General features: G+C 72.3%; 14 protein-coding genes. 7 read left to right on the forward strand and 7 right to left on the reverse strand.

The window, feature by feature from the left end:
* Positions 1 to 73: 73 nt before the first annotated feature.
* Entirely contained in the window at positions 74 to 262 is a 189-nt protein-coding gene (locus KMS84_RS33210) for a hypothetical protein (protein ID WP_256920232.1), read from the reverse strand.
* Positions 263 to 593: 331 nt separating this feature from the next.
* Here KMS84_RS33210 and glnA2 point away from each other — a divergent pair, with 331 nt between their 5' ends.
* The gene (glnA2, locus tag KMS84_RS33215) at positions 594 to 1,955 is read left to right on the forward strand and encodes a gamma-glutamylpolyamine synthetase GlnA2 (protein ID WP_256920233.1); all 1,362 of its coding nucleotides are present in this window, start codon (positions 594 to 596) and stop codon (positions 1,953 to 1,955) included.
* Positions 1,956 to 2,096: 141 nt separating this feature from the next.
* On the opposite strand, the gene KMS84_RS33220 is transcribed toward glnA2, so the two are convergent.
* Positions 2,097 to 2,531 (reverse strand): VOC family protein, encoded by a 435-nt coding sequence (locus KMS84_RS33220; protein WP_256920234.1) that lies wholly within the window; start codon positions 2,529 to 2,531, stop codon positions 2,097 to 2,099.
* Between the two features lie 154 nt (positions 2,532 to 2,685).
* Between KMS84_RS33220 and KMS84_RS33225 the strand changes: the two genes are divergently transcribed.
* On the forward strand, positions 2,686 to 5,682 hold the full coding sequence (locus tag KMS84_RS33225; RefSeq protein WP_256920235.1) for a bifunctional [glutamine synthetase] adenylyltransferase/[glutamine synthetase]-adenylyl-L-tyrosine phosphorylase: 2,997 nt from the start codon (positions 2,686 to 2,688) through the stop codon (positions 5,680 to 5,682).
* Here the strand turns inward: KMS84_RS33225 and KMS84_RS33230 are convergent.
* Positions 5,679 to 6,698, reverse strand: a complete 1,020-nt coding sequence (locus tag KMS84_RS33230) for a DMT family transporter (protein WP_256920236.1) — start codon at positions 6,696 to 6,698, stop codon at positions 5,679 to 5,681. The genes KMS84_RS33225 and KMS84_RS33230 overlap by 4 nt on opposite strands.
* A 72-nt stretch (positions 6,699 to 6,770) precedes the next feature.
* Between KMS84_RS33230 and KMS84_RS33235 the strand changes: the two genes are divergently transcribed.
* A complete protein-coding gene (locus KMS84_RS33235; protein ID WP_256920237.1) occupies positions 6,771 to 7,697 on the forward strand; it encodes a LysR family transcriptional regulator in 927 nt (308 codons plus the stop codon).
* Positions 7,698 to 7,777: 80 nt separating this feature from the next.
* On the opposite strand, the gene KMS84_RS33240 is transcribed toward KMS84_RS33235, so the two are convergent.
* Both KMS84_RS33240 and KMS84_RS33245 read right to left on the reverse strand, forming a co-directional pair.
* Positions 7,778 to 8,650 (reverse strand): phosphatase PAP2 family protein, encoded by an 873-nt coding sequence (locus tag KMS84_RS33240; RefSeq protein ID WP_256920238.1) that lies wholly within the window; start codon positions 8,648 to 8,650, stop codon positions 7,778 to 7,780.
* A 120-nt stretch (positions 8,651 to 8,770) separates the two neighbouring features.
* Positions 8,771 to 9,805 (reverse strand): LacI family DNA-binding transcriptional regulator, encoded by a 1,035-nt coding sequence (locus KMS84_RS33245; RefSeq protein ID WP_256920239.1) that lies wholly within the window; start codon positions 9,803 to 9,805, stop codon positions 8,771 to 8,773.
* 404 nt (positions 9,806 to 10,209) lie between these two features.
* Between KMS84_RS33245 and KMS84_RS33250 the strand changes: the two genes are divergently transcribed.
* The 4 genes from KMS84_RS33250 to KMS84_RS33265 all read left to right on the forward strand — a co-directional run bounded on the left by KMS84_RS33250 (position 10,210) and on the right by KMS84_RS33265 (position 15,346).
* Complete coding sequence (locus KMS84_RS33250; RefSeq protein WP_256920240.1) at positions 10,210 to 11,484, forward strand: extracellular solute-binding protein; 1,275 nt, start codon at positions 10,210 to 10,212, stop codon at positions 11,482 to 11,484.
* Between the two features lie 109 nt (positions 11,485 to 11,593).
* Positions 11,594 to 12,598 (forward strand): carbohydrate ABC transporter permease, encoded by a 1,005-nt coding sequence (locus KMS84_RS33255; RefSeq protein WP_256920241.1) that lies wholly within the window; start codon positions 11,594 to 11,596, stop codon positions 12,596 to 12,598.
* A 13-nt stretch (positions 12,599 to 12,611) separates the two neighbouring features.
* Positions 12,612 to 13,520, forward strand: a complete 909-nt coding sequence (locus tag KMS84_RS33260) for a sugar ABC transporter permease (RefSeq protein ID WP_256920242.1) — start codon at positions 12,612 to 12,614, stop codon at positions 13,518 to 13,520.
* Between the two features lie 137 nt (positions 13,521 to 13,657).
* Positions 13,658 to 15,346, forward strand: a complete 1,689-nt coding sequence (locus KMS84_RS33265) for a glycoside hydrolase family 13 protein (RefSeq protein ID WP_256920243.1) — start codon at positions 13,658 to 13,660, stop codon at positions 15,344 to 15,346.
* A gap of 86 nt (positions 15,347 to 15,432) precedes the next feature.
* Here the strand turns inward: KMS84_RS33265 and KMS84_RS33270 are convergent, their stop codons facing one another.
* Together KMS84_RS33270 and KMS84_RS33275 are read right to left on the reverse strand one after the other, a co-directional pair.
* On the reverse strand, positions 15,433 to 16,107 hold the full coding sequence (locus KMS84_RS33270; protein ID WP_256920244.1) for a class I SAM-dependent methyltransferase: 675 nt from the start codon (positions 16,105 to 16,107) through the stop codon (positions 15,433 to 15,435).
* Entirely contained in the window at positions 16,104 to 16,730 is a 627-nt protein-coding gene (locus KMS84_RS33275; RefSeq protein WP_256920245.1) for a hypothetical protein, read from the reverse strand. Before KMS84_RS33275 ends, KMS84_RS33270 begins: the two co-directional genes overlap by 4 nt.
* Positions 16,731 to 16,766: the final 36 nt, after the last annotated feature.

Below are 16,766 nucleotides of genomic sequence, written 5' to 3' on the forward strand. Positions count from 1 at the left end.
ACCTCCACCACACCGGAGGTCTTCGCCATGATCAAGACCTACCGAGTGTCAACAACGCTCGTGATCAATACACCTAGCGCCGACGAGCCCGGTAGTGCCTCATCAGGACCGTGATCCGCGCCGGGTCCGCGGCGCCGTTGAGCTCGGTCAGGAGATCGTCCGGGCACAGCTCGTAGAGATCCCCCCACCACCGCCGGCCCCGGTTGTCCCAGATCCGGTAGCCGCCCGGCACGCCCCGGGCGACATAGCGCCTCCTGCTCACCGCCCCCTCCAGACGTTCCTCGTATCCGCGGATGATAGGACGGGGGTGCCGTACCGGCGGGCGCTCCGACGCGGCGCGGCCCGCGGCGGCCCGTGTGCGCGAAGGCCGGGACGCGGGGGGTCGGGCATTACGCAAGCCGGTGCGAGCAGGCAAGATGGGCTGGAGAGCAGTACATCTGCCGGACGTGCGGCGTTCAGACCCCGGTCGTCGAGGCGATCATGGTCCGCAACGCGGATGAAACGCCGGCGTGGTGTGATGCTCAGGTGCCCGACCGCCTCTTTCGTGGGACGGGAGACAGGCGGCCTGACCAGCAAGGATGGGGAAGCGGAAGATGGACAAGCAGCAGGAGTTCGTGCTCCGGACGTTGGAGGAGCGCGACATCCGGTTCGTACGGCTGTGGTTCACGGACGTCCTGGGCTTCCTCAAGTCCGTCGCCGTGGCCCCCGCCGAGCTCGAGCAGGCCTTCGACGAGGGCATCGGCTTCGACGGCTCCGCGATCGAGGGCTTCGCCCGCGTCTACGAGTCCGACATGATCGCCAAGCCGGACCCGTCCACCTTCCAGGTCCTGCCCTGGCGGGCGGAGGCCCCCGGCACCGCCCGCATGTTCTGCGACATCCTCATGCCGGACGGCTCGCCCTCCTTCGCCGACCCCCGCTACGTCCTCAAGCGCGCCCTCGCGCGCGCCTCCGACCTGGGTTTCACCTTCTACACCCACCCGGAGATCGAGTTCTTCCTGCTCAAGGACAAGCCGACCGACGGCTCCCGCCCGACCCCGGCCGACAACTCCGGCTACTTCGACCACACCCCCCACAACGTGGGCATGGACTTTCGCCGCCAGGCGATCACCATGCTCGAGTCGATGGGCATCTCGGTCGAGTTCTCCCACCACGAGGGCGCCCCCGGCCAGCAGGAGATCGACCTGCGCTACGCCGACGCCCTCTCCACGGCCGACAACATCATGACGTTCCGCCTGGTCATGAAGCAGGTCGCGCTCGAGCAGGGCGTCCAGGCCACCTTCATGCCGAAGCCGTTCAGCGAGCACCCCGGCTCCGGCATGCACACCCACCTCTCCCTCTTCGAGGGCGACCGCAACGCGTTCTACGAGTCGGGCGCCGAGTACCAGCTGTCCAAGGTCGGCCGGTCCTTCATCGCCGGTCTGCTCCGGCACGCCGCCGAGCTCGCCGCCGTCACCAACCAGTGGGTCAACAGCTACAAGCGCATCTGGGGCGGCTCCGAGCGCACCGCCGGCGCGGGCGGCGAGGCCCCCTCGTACATCTGCTGGGGCCACAACAACCGCTCCGCCCTGGTCCGCGTGCCGATGTACAAGCCCGGCAAGACCGGCTCGGCCCGCATCGAGGTCCGCTCCATCGACTCCGGCGCCAACCCGTACCTGGCCTACGCCATGCTGCTCGCCGCCGGCCTCAAGGGCGTCGAGGAGGGCTACGAGCTCCCGCCGGGCGCCGAGGACGACGTCTGGGCCCTGTCCGACGCCGAACGGCGCGCCATGGGCATCGAGCCGCTCCCGCAGAACCTGGGCGAGGCGCTCACCCTGATGGAGCGCAGCGACCTCGTCGCCGAGACGCTCGGCGAGCACGTCTTCGACTTCTTCCTGCGCAACAAGAAGCAGGAGTGGGAGGAGTACCGCTCCGAGGTCACCGCCTTCGAGCTGCGCAAGAACCTGCCGGTGCTGTAGGGCCGAACCTGCCGGAGCCGGAGCCGGAGCCGGAGCCGGAGCCGGAGGCCGGGCCGTCGTCGTGGCGGTCGTCTCGGGCCGGAGTGCGGGGGTGCGGGCTGGGGCCGTCGGCGGCCGCAGCCCGTACGTCTTTTCGAGGGGTCAGCCGGCGGCCTGCTTGGCGAGGAGTTCGTGGAGCGGCTCCGTCGCGCGGCGGCGGTACTCCTGGATCGCCCAGCCGTTGCCGTCCGGATCCTTGAAGTAGAGGAAGGTGCCGCCGTCCCGCGGCGCGAGCCGGTGGGGCTCGCTGACCTCCACGCCCCGGGCGGTCAGCTCCTCGTAGGCCGCCTGCGCGTCGGTCACGCACAGCTGCATGCCGTGGTAGTCGCCCGGCCGCGGCGCACCCGTCGGGACCTGCAGACCGTCCACCAGGGCGATCGAGCAGCCCGAGCCGGGCGGAGTGAGCTGGACGATCCGTACGCCCTCCATCACCTCGTCGTCGATGTCGACGTGGAACCCGACCTTGTCGCGGTAGAACTCCTTGGCCCGGTCCACGTCCGACACCGGCAGCAGGATCACTTCGAGCGTCATGTCCATAGGTGACTCCCTTGTCCGTCCTTTTCACGGCGCACCGCGGAAAGGGGCACGGCACGCTTTTCCCCACAGAAGCGGAATCCTGCCCGCAGCGCCACCGAGAGGTGCGGGTTACGCTCGACTGCGGGACGAGCTTGATCGCAGGAGGAGGCCGGGGATGATGGCGCCGGGGCGCAGGAGCAGCACCTTCACACGGCTGCTGCGGCACGGCTTCACCGATCCGTCCGCCGCCGAGCGGCTGCTGGACGGGCCCGAGTTGTCCCCGGTGCGCGACGACCCGTTCCTGCTGGAGGCCCTCGCGGCCACCGCCGACCCCGATCTCGCCCTGCACGGCCTCGTCCGGCTGCTGGAGGCCCAGCCCGGGTCCACCGCCCGGCGGGAACTGCTCGACACGCTGATCGCGGCCAAGCCGCTGCGCGACCGCCTGCTGGGGGTCCTGGGGGCGTCCGCCGCGCTGGCCGACCATCTCGCCCGGCACCCGCGGGACTGGGAGGCGCTGGTCACCTACGAGCCCCGGGACCTGCATCCGGGGGTGGAGGAGTTCGAGCGGGGGCTGGCCGAGGCCGCCGACCCCGTGCTGCTGAGGGTCGCCTACCGGCGCTGTCTGCTGTCCATCGCGGCGCGGGACGTGTGCGCGACGACCGACGTCGCCGAGACCGCCGCCGAACTCGCCGACCTCGCCACGGCGACCCTGCGGGCCGCGCTGCGGCTGGCCGCGGCCGCGGCGCCCGACGACGCCGCGCTGTGCCGGCTCGCCGTCATCGCCATGGGCAAGTGCGGCGGCCACGAGTTGAACTACGTCTCCGACGTCGACGTCATCTTCGTCGGGGAGGCCGTCGACGGCGCCGACGAGGACAAGGCGCTGCGGGCCGCCACCAAGCTCGCCTCGCACATGATGCGGATCTGTTCCGAGACCACGGTGGAGGGGTCGATCTGGCCCGTCGACGCCAACCTGCGGCCCGAGGGCCGCAACGGCCCGCTCGTACGCTCGCTCAGCAGCCATCTGGCCTACTACCAGAGATGGGCCAAGACCTGGGAGTTCCAGGCCCTGTTGAAGGCCCGGCCGGTGGCCGGCGACCTGGAGCTGGGAGCCGAGTACGTCGCCGCCGTCGAGCCCCTGGTGTGGAAGGCCGCCGAGCGGGAGAACTTCGTCGTCGACGTGCAGCGGATGCGGCGGCGGGTCGTCGAGAACATCCCGGCCGCCGAGATCGAGCGCGAGCTGAAGCTCGCGCCCGGCGGTCTGCGGGACGTCGAGTTCGCCGTGCAGCTCCTGCAACTGGTGCACGGCCGGGCCGACGGGTCGCTGCGCAGCGGGACCACGCTGGACGCGCTGTCGGCGCTCGCCGCCGGCGGCTACGTGGGCCGGGCGGACGCGACGCAGCTCGACGCCGCGTACCGGTTCCTGCGGTCCATGGAGCACCGGATCCAGCTCTACCGGCTGCGCCGCACCCACCTGGTGCCGGACAACGAGGCGGACCTGCGCCGTCTCGGCCGCTCCCTCGGGCTGCGCACCGACCCGGTGGCGGAGCTGGGCCGCGAGTGGAAGCGGCACGCCGCCGTGGTGCGCCGGCTGCACGAGAAGCTGTTCTACCGGCCGTTGCTGGACGCCGTCGCCCAACTGGCCCCGGGTGAGACGAGGTTGAGCGCCAAGGCGGCCCGGGAGCGGCTGGTCGCCCTCGGCTACGCCGATCCCGCCGCCGCGATGCGGCACCTGGAGGCGCTGGCCTCCGGCGTCACGCGCAAGGCCGCCATCCAGCGCACCCTGCTGCCCGTCCTGCTGGGCTGGTTCGCGGACTCCGCCGACCCGGACGCGGGACTGCTCAACTTCCGCAAGGTCTCGGACGCCCTCGGCAAGACCCCCTGGTACCTGCGCCTGTTGCGCGACGAGGGGGCCGCCGCGGAGAACCTCGCGCGCGTGCTGTCCGCCGGACGCCTGGCCCCCGATCTGCTGATGCGGGCGCCGGAGGCGGTGGCGCTGCTCGGCGACGGGGAGAGCGGACGACTGGAGCCGCGCACCCGCGGCCCGCTGGAGCAGGAGATGTCCGCCGCGGTGAAGCGGGCCGACGGGGCCGTGCAGGCGGTGACCGCGGTGCGCGGGGTGCGGCGGCGGGAGCTGTTCCGCACGGCCGCCGTGGACATCGTCGGCAGCTACGGCACCGAGGGCCAGCCGGCCGAGGCCGACCAGGGCGCCCTGGTGGACCTGGTGGGCGGCGCCGTGTCGGACCTCACCGCCGCCACCCTGGCCGGGACCCTGCACGCGGTCGTGCGGGAGGGCTGGGGGGACGCCCTTCCGACGCGGTTCGCCGTCATCGGCATGGGGCGCTTCGGGGGGCACGAGCTGGGCTACGGCTCCGACGCCGACGTGCTGTTCGTGCACGAGCCGCACGACGGCGTCGACGAGCGGGAGGCCGCCGACGCCGCCAACAAGGTCGTCTCCGAGATGCGCCGGCTGCTCCAGATCCCGAGCGCCGATCCGCCGCTGCTCATCGACGCCGACCTGCGTCCGGAGGGCAAGTCCGGTCCGCTCGTGCGGACGTTGAAGTCCTACGAGGCCTACTACCGGCGGTGGTCGCTGGTGTGGGAGGCCCAGGCCCTGCTGCGGGCCGAACCCGTCGCGGGAGACGAGGAGTTGGGGCGGCGGTTCCTCGCGCTGGCGGACCCGCTGCGCTATCCGGCGGACGGGCTCCCGGAGGAGGCCGTGCGGGAGATCCGGCGGCTGAAGGCCCGTATGGAGTCGGAGCGGCTGCCCCGCGGCGCCGACCCGAAGCTGCACACCAAACTCGGTCCGGGCGGCCTGTCCGACGTCGAGTGGACCGTGCAGTTGCTCCAGATGCGGCACGGGGCCTCGACCGAGGGGCTGCGGACCACCCGGACCCGCGAGGCGCTCGCCGCGGCCCGCGCCGCCGGGCTCGTCACCGAGGGCGACGCGGCGACGCTGGACGAGGCCTGGGTGCTGGCGACGCGGGTGCGCAACGCGGTGATGCTGGTGCGCGGACGGGCCGGGGACACGTTCCCGTCCGACCCCCGTGAACTGGTCGCCGTCGGGCGGTACTTGGGGTATGGGCCGGGGCGGGTGGGGGACATGCTCGACGACTACCGGCGCACCGCCCGCCTGGCGCGGGCGGTCGTGGACGAGCTGTTCTACGGCGGTTAGCGGGAGGAGCCGAGCCGGACGCCGCCCTGCTGCGACTGCGACTGCGACTGCGGCTGCGGCTGCGGCTGCGGCTGCGGCTTTGGCTGGGCGGGGACGGCACGTGCCGTACCGCCGGCCTCCCCGCCTGCCGTACCGCCGCCCGCCCCGGCCGTCGCCCTCCGGCCGATGCGGGTCAGGGCCACGGCCAGGAGGACGACCGTCATGCCCACCAGCACGCGGGGGCCGACGCGTTCGTCCAGGAGCGCCGCGCCCAGGGCCACGGAGACCACCGGGAGCAGGTAGCCGACGGTGGCCGCGGCCGTGGGGCCCTCGTCCGTGATCAGACGGTAGTTGAGGTAGAAGGTCACGCCGGTGCCGAGGACGCCCAGAGCGGTGACGGCGAACAGGGCGGTGGCGTCCGCGTGCAGGGGGCCGGCCGCGGGAAGGGCGAGCGTGCTCAGTCCCGTCGCCGTCAGGAGCTGGGCCGCCGACATCGCCAGGGGCGTGTCCCGCGTCGTGAGGTGGCGGGCCATGTACGCGAAGGCCACCGCGTAGCTGGCGGCCGCCGCTAGCAGGGCGGCGGCGGGCCAGGTGAGGAGGCCGCCGTGCTGCCAGGGGGCGAAGATCAGCACCGTGCCCGCGAACCCCAGGAGAAGGCCGGCGAGGCGGGCGGGGTGGGTGATCCGTTCGGCGCCGGAGGTCATGCCGATGAGCAGGGACCACAGCGGCGTCGTGGCGTTGAGGACGCCCGCCAGGCCCGAGTCGAGGTGCTGCTCGCCGACGGCGAAGAGGGCGAACGGAAGGGCGTTGCAGAACAGGGCGGCCACGACCAGACGCCGCCAGGTGGTCCAGGAGCGGGGGAGACGCTGGCCGGCCCGGCGGGCCAGCACCAGCAGGACGGCCGCGCCCAGGGCGCAGCGGGCGATGGTGATCTGCGCCGGGGTCAGGCCGTGGGTGAGCGCGAGCTTGATCCAGAGGAAGCCCGAACCCCAGAAGAGGGCGAGCGCGGCCATGCGGAGAGTCGAGGGGAGGGGCATGCCCTCTACGGTGGCCGGACCGTCCTGTGAGGACAAGTGAAAGGTTCTGGATGGTTCGTTAAGCTGGCCTGCATGCTTGATGTGCGGCGGATGCAGGTGTTGCGGGCGGTCGTGGACACCGGGTCGGTGACGGCGGCGGCGGCCGCGCTGGGCTACACGCCCTCCGCGGTCAGCCAGCAGATCGCCGCTCTGGAGAAGGAGGCGGGCGCCGAGCTGCTGGAACGGGTGGGGCGGGGGGTGCGGCCGACGGCCGCCGGGCTGCTGCTCACCGAGCACGCGGACACCGTCGGCCGGCAGCTCGCCGAGGCCGAGGCCGCCCTCGCGGACCTGCTGGCGGGGCGCAGCGGCCGGTTGTCCGTGCGGTATTTCGCCACCGCGGGCGCGGGGCTGGTCGCGCCGGCGGTGGCGCGCCTGCGCGAGCTGCATCCCGGGGTGCGGCTGGATCTGCGCCTGAGCGCACCGCAGGACGCGGTCGCCGAGGTCAGGGAGGGGCGGGCCGACCTGGCCATCGTGGTGCGCGGGGACGGGTCGGGCGGCGTGCGGCTGGTGCCGCTGCTGGAGGACCCCTACCTCGCCGTCCTGCCGCGCGGGCACCGGCTCGCCGGGCGGCGGAGCGTGCGGCTGGCGGAGCTGGCCGAGGAGGCCTTCGTGGGGAGCGAGTGGCCGGGCCCCTGCCTGGACGCCCAGCTCGACGCGTGCGCGGCCGTCGGATTCCGGCCGCGCTTCGTCGTGGAGAGCGAGGACTACATGACCGCCCAGGGCTTCGTCGCCGCCGGGCTGGGGGTGAGTCTGGTGCCGCGGCTGGGGCTGGGCAGCCGGCATCCGGGGGTCGTCGTGCGGGAGGTGCGCGATCCCGTGCCGGTGCGGACCGTGCAGGCGGTCGTGCGGGAGACGGCCCCGTCGCAGCCCGCGCTGGACGCGTTCGTCGAGGCGCTCAGGGCGGCCGCGCTGCCCGGGGGGCCGGGGCGTCCGCAGGGCGGGACCGCGCACGCCGCCTGAGCCTGGGCGCCCGCCCGACGGCGCCGGAGCCGGCCGGGGCGGCGGCCGGACCGTGCGAGCCGCCGGTCCGCCGCGGGCCGTCAGGTCCCCGAGCCGCCCTTCGGCCCGGGCCGGTCCGCTCCTCGGGCGCGCGCCGGCACGTTCCTCGGCAGGGCGTACGGCAGCGCTCCGTACCACAGGCCCGCCACCGTGTAGCCGAAGGCCAGGCACAGGACGCCGCCCACCGCGTCCAGCCAGAAGTGGTTGGCCGTGGCCACGATGACCACCAGGGTCGCCACCGGGTACACCAGACCCAGGATGCGCACCCAGGGCAGCCGGGCCAGAGCGAACACGGTCAGGCCGCACCACACCGACCAGCCGATGTGCATGGAGGGCATCGCCGCGTACTGGTTCGACATGTGCTTGAGGTCGCCGGACGCCATCGAGCCCCACGTCCGGTGGGCCGCCACCGTGTCGACGAAGCCGGCGCCCGGCATCAGGCGCGGCGGCGCCAGGGGGTACAGGTAGTAGCCGGCCAGGGCGACGGCCGTGGTCGCGAAGAGCACCAGACGCGCGGCCGCGTAACGGCCGGGATGACAGCGGTAGAGCCAGACCAGCACGGTCAGGGTGACGACGAAGTGCAGTGTGGCGTAGTAGTAGTTCATGGCCACGATGAGCCAGGTCACCGAGTTCACCGCGTGGTTGGCCGACTCCTCCCACGCGATGCCCAGGGTGTGCTCGGCGCGCCAGATCCAGTCCGCGTTGCGCAGCGCGGCGCCACGCTGCTCCGGGACCGCGTTGCGCACGAGGGAGTACGTCCAGTAACTCGCTGCGACGAGCAGGATCTCGAACCAGAGGCGCGGTCGGCGCGGGGTGCGCAGGCGGCCGAGGCGGCGCGGTCGTGTGCGGGCCGTGACAGGCTGCGGGACGGCCTGTTCACGGCCTTCCAGTGGTGTCACAGTCGGTTCACCCATGGACACAAAGTCTGCCAGAAAAGCCCTCTTGGCCCGATCATCCCTCGGTAGGGACCGGTCCGCACGTTCTACGGCGGATCGACCCCTGTGTCCCCTCTTGTCACACCGGGTGGAGAGGCGCTAGTGCCGGACGCGGTCGCCGGGGGCCGAGGCGGTCGAGCCGCGCACCACCAGTTCCGGCATGAACACGAACTCGCTGTGCGGCGCGGGCGTTCCGCCGATCTCCTCCAGGAGGGTGCGGACGGCGGCCTGGCCCATCGCCGGGACCGGCTTGCGCACGGTCGTCAGCGGCGGGTCGGTGAAGGCGATCAGCGGGGAGTCGTCGAAACCGACCACCGAGACGTCCCGGGGGACCGCGAGGCCGAGTTGCCGGGCCGCCCGTATCGCGCCCAGTGCCATCATGTCGCTGGCGCAGACGATCGCCGTGCAGCCCCGGTCGATCAGGGCGGTGGTCGCGGCCTGGCCGCCCTCCAGGGTGTAGAGGGAGTGCTGGACCAGATCGGTCTCGATCGTCTCCGGGCTCAGCCCCAGCTGCTCCTGCATCGCCCGCACGAAGCCCTCGATCTTGCGCTGCACCGGCACGAAGCGCTTGGGGCCGAGCGCCAGCCCCACCCGGGTGTGGCCGAGGGAGACGAGGTGGGTGACCGCCAGGGTCATCGCCGCCCGGTCGTCGGGGGAGATGAAGGGGGCCTGCACCTTCGGGGAGAAGCCGTCGACGAGGACGAAGGGGACGCCCTGGGCGCGCAACTGCTCGTAGCGCTCCATGTCGGCCGTGGTGTCCGCGTGCAGGCCGGAGACGTAGATGATGCCGGCGACGCCCCGGTCGACCAGCATCTCGGTCAGTTCGTCCTCCGTGGAGCCGCCCGGCGTCTGGGTGGCGAGCACGGGGGTGTACCCCTGGCGGGTCAGGGCCTGGCCGATGACCTGGGCCAGCGCCGGGAAGATGGGGTTCTCCAGCTCCGGCGTGATCAGACCGACGAGGCCCGCGCTGCGCTGGCGCAACCGCACGGGGCGCTCGTAGCCCAGGACGTCCAGAGCGGCGAGCACGGACTGACGGGTGGTGGCGGCGACGCCGGGCTTGCCGTTGAGGACCCGGCTGACGGTCGCTTCGCTCACCCCCGCCTGCGCGGCGATGTCGGCAAGCCGTGTGGTCACAGGGGTGGACTGTACCGGTCGGGCGCTGCCTTGCACACCGATCGGTCGCCGTGGGCGGCCTGGTGAACGGGCCGCGCCGGGCTGCTGCGTCATCGCGCTCCCTCATGAAAGTGATGGCAAGAGCTTTCAGAGTCTTGCACAGTGGCCGCCCGCCCCGCTGTGAGGCCGGTCAACCGCGACAACAACGGTCTCACGGCGGTCGACGAGAGGTCACGCCCGCGTCACGCGCGGATAACTTCAGAGATGTCTTGCACTTTTTTGCTGCAAGGTCTTTCGTGCCGCTTGCAACGCTGTTACGTTCACGTCGCCCGGCGGCAGCAACGGCGCGGTCGGCACAGTCGGCAGGACGGCGGACGGGACCGCCGCCTGTAGCTATACGGGCTTTCACCCTCAAGGAGAAACTCATGCGGCGTGGCATAGCGGCCACCGCGCTGGTGGCGTCCTTCGCCCTCGCGGCGACGGCCTGCGGCGGAGACGACAGCGGCAGCGACAACTCGTCCGGGCCGGTCACCATCACCTGGTGGGACACCTCCAACGCCACCAATGAGGCGCCCACGTACCAGGCCCTGGTCAAGCAGTTCGAGGCCGCCAACAAGGACGTCAAGGTCAAGTACGTCAACGTGCCCTTCGACCAGGCGCAGAACAAGTTCGACACGGCCGCCGGCGCCTCCGGCGCCCCGGACGTGCTGCGCTCCGAGGTCGGCTGGACCCCCGCCTTCGCCAAGAAGGGCTACTTCCTGCCGCTGGACGGCACCGACGCCCTGAAGGACCAGGCCAAGTTCAAGTCGAACCTGCTGGAGCAGGCCAAGTACGAGGGCAAGACGTACGGCGTCCCGCTGGTCACCGACACCCTCGCCCTGGTCTACAACAAGGCCCTCTTCGCGAAGGCCGGCATCACCGCGGCCCCCAAGACCTGGGACGAGCTGAAGACCGCCGCCGCGACCGTCAAGGACAAGACCGGCGTCGACGGCTACTGGGGCTCCACCCAGGCCTACTACGCGCAGTCCTTCCTCTACGGCGAGAGCGCCGACACCGTCGACGCCAAGGCCAAGAAGATCACCGTCGCCTCGCCGGCGGCGAAGAAGGCGTACGGCACCTGGCTGGGCCTCTTCGACGGCAAGGGCCTGCACAAGGCCGACACCACGGCCGACGCGTACGCCCACATCCAGGACGCCTTCGTCAACGGCAAGGTCGCCGCGATCGTGCAGGGCCCGTGGGAGATCACCAACTTCTACAAGGGCAGCGCCTTCAAGGACAAGGCCAACCTCGGCATCGCGACCGTCCCGGCCGGCTCCACCGGCAAGGCGGGCGCCCCGACCGGCGGCCACAACCTGTCGGTCTACGCCGGCTCGGACAAGGCCCACCAGGCCGCCGCGCTGAAGTTCGTGAACTTCATGACCTCGGCCGCCTCCCAGTCGGCCATCGCGCAGAAGAACTCCACGCTGCCCACGCGCGACGACGCCTACACCGCCGCCGTCAAGGCCGACCCGGGCATCGCCGGCTACCAGACCGTGCTGTCCGCCGCCCAGCCGCGCCCGGCGCTGCCGGAGTACAGCTCCCTGTGGGGCCCGCTCGACACCGAACTGCCCAAGATCGCGGGCGGCAAGGAGACCCTCGACAAGGGCCTGAGCAACGCCGAACTCGCCATCGCCAAGCTGGTGCCGGACTTCAGCAAGTGAGTCCGCGTGGCCGCCGGACCTCCCCGCACGGTGGGAGGGATCCGGCGGCCACCGGCCTGTGAGCCCCCCCGTCGACGATCCAGCGTGAAGATCCAGAAGGTGTCGAACCATGACAGTCGCCATCGACCGCGCGACCGGCAAGCGCCGCGGTGACCGTGAGCCGGGGCCCGGGCTCTCCGGTCGCCTGAAGCGCGGCTACCACAAGCACTGGTACGCCTACGTGATGATCGCCCCGGTGGCGGTCGTCCTCGGCGTCCTCGTGCTGTACCCCCTGGTGTACGGCCTCTATCTGACGCTGACCGACGCCAACAGCCTCAACACCGCGCGCACGATCGGCGTCAACCACATCGACGCCACCTACAAGTTCATCGGCCTGGACAACTACGCCGACATCCTCTGGGGCCCCACCGCCTACGACCGCTTCTGGTCCCACTTCCTCTGGACGATCGTGTGGACGGCGACCTGTGTCGCCCTGCACTACGGCATCGGGCTCGGCCTCGCCCTGCTGCTCAACCAGAAGCTGCGCGGACGGACCCTGTACCGGATGGTCCTGGTGCTGCCCTGGGCGGTGCCCACGTTCGTCACGGTCTTCGGCTGGCGCTTCATGCTCGCCGACGGCGGCGTCATCAACTCCGCCCTCGACGCCCTGCACCTGCCCTCGCCCCAGTGGCTGGAGGACACCTTCTGGCAGCGGTTCGCCGCGATCATGGTCAACACCTGGTGCGGTGTGCCGTTCATGATGATCTCGCTGCTCGGCGGGCTCCAGGCGATCGACGCCTCCCTCTACGAGGCCGCCGAGATGGACGGCGCGAGCGCCTGGCAGCGCTTCCGCTACGTGACCCTGCCCGGTCTGCGCTCGGTCAGCTCGACCGTCGTCCTGCTGGGCATCATCTGGACGTTCAACCAGTTCGCCGTCATCTTCCTGCTGTTCGGCAACACCGCCCCCGACGCGCAGATCCTCGTCACCTGGGCGTACTACCTCGGCTTCGGACAGCAGCCGCGTGACTTCGCCCAGTCCGCCGCCTACGGCATCCTGCTGCTGGCCATCCTGATCGTCTTCACCTCGTTCTACCGCCGCTGGCTGAACCGCAACGAGCAGCAGCTCGCGATCTGAGGCAGGAGTTCCCATGAGTACCACCACAGCCGAGACCTCCGCCCCGGTCGCCGAGCGGCGTCCCGCGAGCGCCCCGCGCCGCACGCGCCGACGCGGCGAGAACAGCCTCGCCGGCACGCTCGTCTCGCACGGCGTCCTGCTCGTCGCCAGCCTGATCGCGCTCTTCCCGATCGCCTGGCTGGTCTACCTGTCCCTCGGCCCGGACAAGGACGACTACCTGCACCCGGGCGGCATCTGGGACAAGATGACGTTCTCCAACTACTCGTTCGTGCTCCAGCACACCGAGTTCCTCAACTGGCTGAAGAGCTCGCTCATCGTCACCCTGGGCACCACCGCCATCGGCGTGCTCATCGCCGCCACCACCGGCTACGCCGTCTCGCGCATGCGCTTTCCCGGCTACAAGAAGTTCATGTGGGTGCTGCTGGTCACCCAGATGTTCCCGGTCGCCGTGCTCATGGTGCCGATGTACCAGATCCTGTCCGACCTGAAGCTCATCGACAACTACTTCGGTCTGATCCTCGTCTACTGCACGACGGTCATCCCGTACAGCGCGTGGCTGCTCAAGGGGTACTTCGACACCATCCCCTTCGAGATCGACGAGGCGGGACGCGTCGACGGCCTCACCCCGTTCGGCACCTTCTTCCGGCTGGTGCTCCCGCTGGCCAAGCCCGGCCTCGCGGTGGCCGCCTTCTACAACTTCCTCACCGCGTTCAGCGAAGTCGCCTTCGCCTCGACGTTCATGCTCAGCGACGACAAGTACACGCTCGCCGTCGGTCTCCAGTCGTTCGTCAGCGAGCACGACGCCCAGCGCAACCTGATGGCCGCCACCGCCGTGCTGATCGCGATACCCGCGGCCGTGTTCTTCTACCTCGTGCAGAAGAACCTGGTGACCGGTCTCACCGCGGGCGGCACGAAGGGGTGACGCAGGCCCGCCTGCCAGGTCCCCCGAGAGAACCCGGGGCGGCCGCGGTCACCATCCGACCCCGCTGTGACCGCGGCCGCCTCGTCACCCGCTTCACCCACACCGACCCGATGACTCCGTTAGGTACCAAGGACGCCATGAGCCAGCAGCCCGCAGCCCCGGCCCCCGCCCCCACCGCGGCCGTCGTCACCGTCGCCAAGCCTCGCGACTGGTGGCGGGACGCGGTGATCTACCAGGTGTACCCCCGCAGCTTCGCCGACAGCGACGGCGACGGCATGGGCGACCTGGAAGGCGTCCGCTCGCGCCTTCCCTACCTGCGCGACCTCGGGGTGGACGCCGTGTGGCTGAGCCCGTTCTACGCCTCCCCGCAGGCCGACGCCGGCTACGACGTGGCCGACTACCGCGCGGTGGACCCGATGTTCGGCAACCTGCTCGACGCCGACGCGCTGATCCGCGACGCGCACGGGCTGAACCTGCGGATCATCGTCGACCTGGTGCCGAACCACTCCTCCGACCAGCACGAGTGGTTCAAGCGGGCACTGGCGGAGGGCCCCGGCTCGTCCCTGCGCGACCGCTACCACTTCCGCCCCGGCAAGGGCGAGAACGGCGAACTCCCGCCCAACGACTGGGAGTCCATCTTCGGCGGTCCGGCCTGGACGCGGGTCACCGAGCCGGACGGCACGCCCGGCGAGTGGTACCTGCACCTCTTCGCGCCCGAACAGCCCGACTTCAACTGGGACCACCCGGCCGTCGGCGACGAGTTCCGCTCCATCCTGCGCTTCTGGCTGGACATGGGCGTCGACGGCTTCCGCATCGACGTGGCGCACGGCCTGGTCAAGGCCGACGGCCTCCCCGACCTCGGCGCCCACGACCAGCTGAAACTGCTGGGCAACGATGTCATGCCGTTCTTCGACCAGGACGGCGTCCACGAGATCTACCGCCAGTGGCGGCTGATCCTGGACGAGTACTCCGGCGATCAGATCTTCGTCGCGGAGGCGTGGACCCCGACGATCGAGCGCACCGCGAACTACGTCCGCCCCGACGAACTCCACCAGGCGTTCAACTTCCAGTACCTGAGCACCGCGTGGGACGCGGCGGAGCTGCGCGAGGTCATCGACCGCACCCTGGAGTCGATGCGCCCGGTCGGCGCCCCGGCCACCTGGGTCCTGTCCAACCACGACGTCACCCGCCACGCGACGCGCTTCGCCAACCCGCCCGGCCTCGGCACCCAGATCCGCACCGCGGGCGACCGCGAACTCGGCCTGCGCCGCGCCAGGGCGGCCACCCTGCTGATGCTGGCGCTGCCCGGCTCCGCGTACGTCTACCAGGGCGAGGAGCTCGGCCTGCCCGACGTCGTCGACCTGGCCGACGAGGTCCGCCAGGACCCGGCCTACTTCCGCGGCGCCGGTCAGGACGGCTTCCGCGACGGCTGCCGGGTGCCGATCCCGTGGACGCGCGAGGGCTCGTCCTACGGCTTCGGCGACGGCGGCAGCTGGCTGCCGCAGCCGGCCGGCTGGGGCGAACTGAGCGTGGCGGCCCAGACCGGCGCCCCGGGGTCGACCCTGGAGCTGTACCGCTCGGCCCTCGGCATCCGCCGGGCCAGGCCCGACCTGGGCGCGGGCGACTCGGTGGAGTGGCTGAAGGCCCCCGAGGGCGTCCTCGCCTTCCGCCGCGGGGAGTTCGTGTGCGTCGCCAACACGACGGGCGAGTCGGTGACGACCCCGGCCTACGGGCGGGTGCTGCTCGCGAGCGGCGAGGTGACGGGGACGGACTCCGGCGAGGCGAAGCTGCCCGCGGACACGACCGCCTGGTTCACGACCGCGTGACGGTCTGACGGCTGTGCGCGGCGCCCAGGGCCCGCCGTTCCCCGCGGGGGCGGCGGGCCTTCGGCGTGCCGCGCGGCCCTCGCCGGCTACGCGGGGCGTCGCGCCAGAAGGTAGGCACGCCGACTGGGGTGTTCGGCCCCGGGGTGCGGTTCCCGGTCCAGGCGTGCGGTGAGGGCGAGGCCGGCCCGGGCGAGGGCCGCCGTCTCCGCGGCCGGGTCCAGGTAGCGGAAGGTCAGGTCGACCCGGTGGCCCCACCACTGGTCGAGGTGGGCCGACTGTCCCGCGCGCAGCTGCGGATCGCTCGTGTGGAAGGCGACGAGCAGGGGCGCGCCCGGACGCAGCACGCGGGCGAACTCGGCGTAGGCGGCGGCCCGTTCGGCCGGGTCCAGGTGGATCACCGCGTACAGGCACAGGACGCCGCCCAGGGCGCCCGAGCGGACCGGCAGGGCGCTCATGTCCGCCGCGAGGAACGGCAGACCGCTGCCGCGGTGCGCCACGGCGCACATGGCCGGGGACAGGTCCACGCCGAACGGCCGGACGTCGTGCAGGCCGGCCAGGCGGGCCGTCACATGGCCCGGGCCGCAGCCCACGTCCGCGACCGGGCCGCCGGCGGCCAGTTCGGCGAAGGCGTCCAGCAGGGCGCGGTCGAGGGGCTTGCCGTCGAGTTCGGCGCCGAGTTCGCGGGCGTAGCGCTCGGCCACCGCGTCGTAGCTGCCGCGGGTCGTCAGGGGCGTCCCGGCGTCCGGGGAGCCGGCGCTCACGCCCGGGTCCGCGCGGGACGCAGCAGGACCTCGGACCCGATCGGGGTGAACCCGGCGGCCAGGAAGGCGCGCAGGGAGCGCGCGTTGCCCGGGACGACCGCCGCGAAGACGGGCTCCCCCTCGGGGACCAGCGTCAGCGCGTCGCCCAGCAGGGATCTGCCCCGCCCGCGTGCGCCGCCCTCGGGACGGTGCAGTTCGACGCCGAGCTCGGTGCGGCCCGCGAGGCCCGCCGCGAGCGTGACCAGACCGCGCGCGTCGCCGAACACCCGCACCTCGGTGCGCAGTTCGCGGGCGAACCCGACCCGGGGATGGTCGTCCGCCCCGGCCAGGGGACGCAGCCGGGCGGGGCCGCCGGCGCCACGGCCCACCAGGGTGGCGTCGACGACGCCGATCCAGCCCTGTGGACCGGCCAGGGCGCGCAGGAAGTCCGGGGCCAGGGAGCCGCCGAACCCGTCGGGGCGGTGCGCGGCCACCCGCGCGGCGGGCAGCGCGGTGGCCACGACGGCGTGGCCGGTGAAGGCGACCGAGCACTCCAGGCCGCCGGGCAGCGCGGGCAGGACCGTGACGGCTCCGTCGGCCGCCGGGAAACGTCCCGCGGCGGCGTCGAGGAGGCGTCCGAGCAGCGGGTGCGGGGCGGGGTGCGGGGCGGAGTGCGGGGC

The organism is Streptomyces hilarionis (genome assembly GCF_024539675.1).
Taxonomy (GTDB): domain Bacteria; phylum Actinomycetota; class Actinomycetes; order Streptomycetales; family Streptomycetaceae; genus Streptomyces; species Streptomyces hilarionis.

What these genes read in the sequence shown, in the direction of transcription:
- glnA2 (WP_256920233.1), top strand. Translation starts at nt 594, where the DNA reads ATGGACAAGCAGCAGGAGTTCGTGCTCCGGACGTTGGAGGAGCGCGAC.
- KMS84_RS33220 (WP_256920234.1), bottom strand. Translation starts at nt 2,531, where the DNA reads ATGGACATGACGCTCGAAGTGATCCTGCTGCCGGTGTCGGACGTGGAC.
- KMS84_RS33225 (WP_256920235.1), top strand. Translation starts at nt 2,686, where the DNA reads ATGATGGCGCCGGGGCGCAGGAGCAGCACCTTCACACGGCTGCTGCGG.
- KMS84_RS33230 (WP_256920236.1), bottom strand. Translation starts at nt 6,698, where the DNA reads ATGCCCCTCCCCTCGACTCTCCGCATGGCCGCGCTCGCCCTCTTCTGG.
- KMS84_RS33235 (WP_256920237.1), top strand. Translation starts at nt 6,771, where the DNA reads ATGCTTGATGTGCGGCGGATGCAGGTGTTGCGGGCGGTCGTGGACACC.
- KMS84_RS33240 (WP_256920238.1), bottom strand. Translation starts at nt 8,650, where the DNA reads ATGGGTGAACCGACTGTGACACCACTGGAAGGCCGTGAACAGGCCGTC.
- KMS84_RS33250 (WP_256920240.1), top strand. Translation starts at nt 10,210, where the DNA reads ATGCGGCGTGGCATAGCGGCCACCGCGCTGGTGGCGTCCTTCGCCCTC.
- KMS84_RS33255 (WP_256920241.1), top strand. Translation starts at nt 11,594, where the DNA reads ATGACAGTCGCCATCGACCGCGCGACCGGCAAGCGCCGCGGTGACCGT.
- KMS84_RS33260 (WP_256920242.1), top strand. Translation starts at nt 12,612, where the DNA reads ATGAGTACCACCACAGCCGAGACCTCCGCCCCGGTCGCCGAGCGGCGT.
- KMS84_RS33265 (WP_256920243.1), top strand. Translation starts at nt 13,658, where the DNA reads ATGAGCCAGCAGCCCGCAGCCCCGGCCCCCGCCCCCACCGCGGCCGTC.